The sequence below is a fragment of the Collinsella aerofaciens genome, assembly GCF_015558785.1.
GTDB classification, from domain to species: Bacteria; Actinomycetota; Coriobacteriia; order Coriobacteriales; family Coriobacteriaceae; genus Collinsella; species Collinsella aerofaciens_P.
The window spans coordinates 1-1,730 of record NZ_JADMOP010000029.1 but is presented as its reverse complement, the minus strand read 5'-3'; the positions used below and the strand labels follow the sequence as shown (position 1 = coordinate 1,730).

General features: G+C 58.0%; 1 protein-coding gene. It reads left to right on the top strand.

What is annotated here, in order from left to right:
- Positions 1-170 precede the first annotated feature (170 nt).
- Positions 171-1,385, top strand: coding sequence for an MFS transporter (locus tag I2G40_RS09410; protein ID WP_195544907.1), 1,215 nt, complete (start codon positions 171-173; stop codon positions 1,383-1,385).
- Positions 1,386-1,730 lie beyond the last annotated feature (345 nt).

The following is a 1,730-nucleotide window of genomic DNA, read 5'->3' as shown; positions in this document are numbered from 1 at the left end:
GAAGATCAACCCCATGGTGCTGATCGTGGCCACCATGGTCGTGGGCGTCATCGGCGCGTTCTTCGGCGTGCTGGCGTAAGGGCCCGGCTGCATAGATTTTCGTTGCAACCTGGAAAGGGGATGGAGCAGGCCTATGCCCTCCATCCCCTTTTTGTATAGAAGGAGTTCGTATGTTCGCGAAGGATCGCGAAGCAATGCGCCTGACGCCGGCAGAGGTCAGGCTGATTCTCATTGAGTCCCTGCAGTGGTGCGCCAACAACGCGGTCTACTTTTTGGGGCTTATCGGTGCGGCCACGTATGATCTGGCCGGCACGGCCTTTTTGGTTGCCGCCATTACGCTCGTGCGCAATCTTATGACGTCGGCGGGCAATATGGTGTCGGGCTCGGTCATCGATCGCTTTGGACCGCGCCGGACGTCATTTGTGACGTGCGTGATTACGGCTGTGCTATCGCTTGGCGTGGGGTTGGCGCCGCTGTCTGTCCCCGGGCTTGTGTTTGCCGCGTGCGTCTTGGGGCTTGCGGGCGGCTTTATCAACACCTGCACGCATGCGTTTCCGGGATACCTGGAGTCGACCACCGAGGGCCGTACCCGCGTGAACGGTCTCATGGTGTTCTACAGCAATATCGCCTATACCGCTGGCCCGCTGCTCGGCGGTGCCATCGTGAGCTGTTTTGCCACGCAATCGGTCTACCTGCTCATGGCTGGCATGATGGGCATGGCGGCCATGCTCTCCTTGGGCTGTCACGAGTGTGTTGCTCCCGCAAAAGGGGGGAAGCCGAAGGGCGGTATTCTGGGCGGCATGGCCGAGGGCGCGCGACTTACGTTTCGCGACCACGACCTGCGCCTCATCTTTATCTCGGGCTTTTTGGGTTTCTTTGCGTTTGGCGCGTTCGATTCGCTGGAGTCGTTGTTCTATCGCGATGTGCTCAACGTGGATATCGTCTGGCTGGGCTGGCTGTCCTCGGTCGTGGGCCTCACTTCCTCGGTGGGCGCGTTCATCCTGACCAAGCTTTCTGCCCGCCATGTCAACCTGCGATTGCTGCTCGGCGCGCTCATGGCCGTGGGCATTGGGTCCATGGTGTACGTGGGCACCGATATGCTGGGGGTCGCGATTATCGGTCAGGCGATTAACGGTCTGGCCTGGGGATTCCTGGAACCGCTGCAGATGATCTTGATTCAGGAGCGCGCTGACATCAAATACCTGGGGCGCATTACCGGCTTTGTGCGTTTTGGCCTGATGAGCGCCGGCGTGCTGCCGCTGCTGGCGGCTCCGTTTTTGGCGGAGGCTTTGGGCGTCCAGGCGGTGCTGTTTGGGGCATCGACCATTATTGCGCTGGTAGGAACGCTGTTCTTTGTCACACAAGGGAGGCGCCAGAGGCGTTAGCTATACATTCAATTCTAATTTAATACCACTCACCAGAGAATTTCGACCGTTCACCGAGGATTGGAACAGATTGATAAGTGGTATTAAAAACATGTTAGGTGTATGTCTATAATTGGTATCGAAAAGAAACGCGATGTATAGAGTTGCGTGCAGGACAGAAAGGAAAAGCCATGAAGGAAACCGAGAAGATCGAGATCATGCACTTTAGCCAGGAGGGCTACCTCGAGGACGGCAAGAACGTCTACGAGACCGGCAAGAAGATGATTGAGCTCGCCGACAAGGTCGCCGACGAGGGCTACGACGCCGTGTTCCTGATGGGCGTCGGCGGCACCTGGGACGAGCTCA

Bases quoted from the DNA above. Each gene is read 5' to 3' on its own strand.
- I2G40_RS09410 (WP_195544907.1), top strand. From the start codon at position 171: ATGTTCGCGAAGGATCGCGAAGCAATGCGCCTGACGCCGGCAGAGGTC.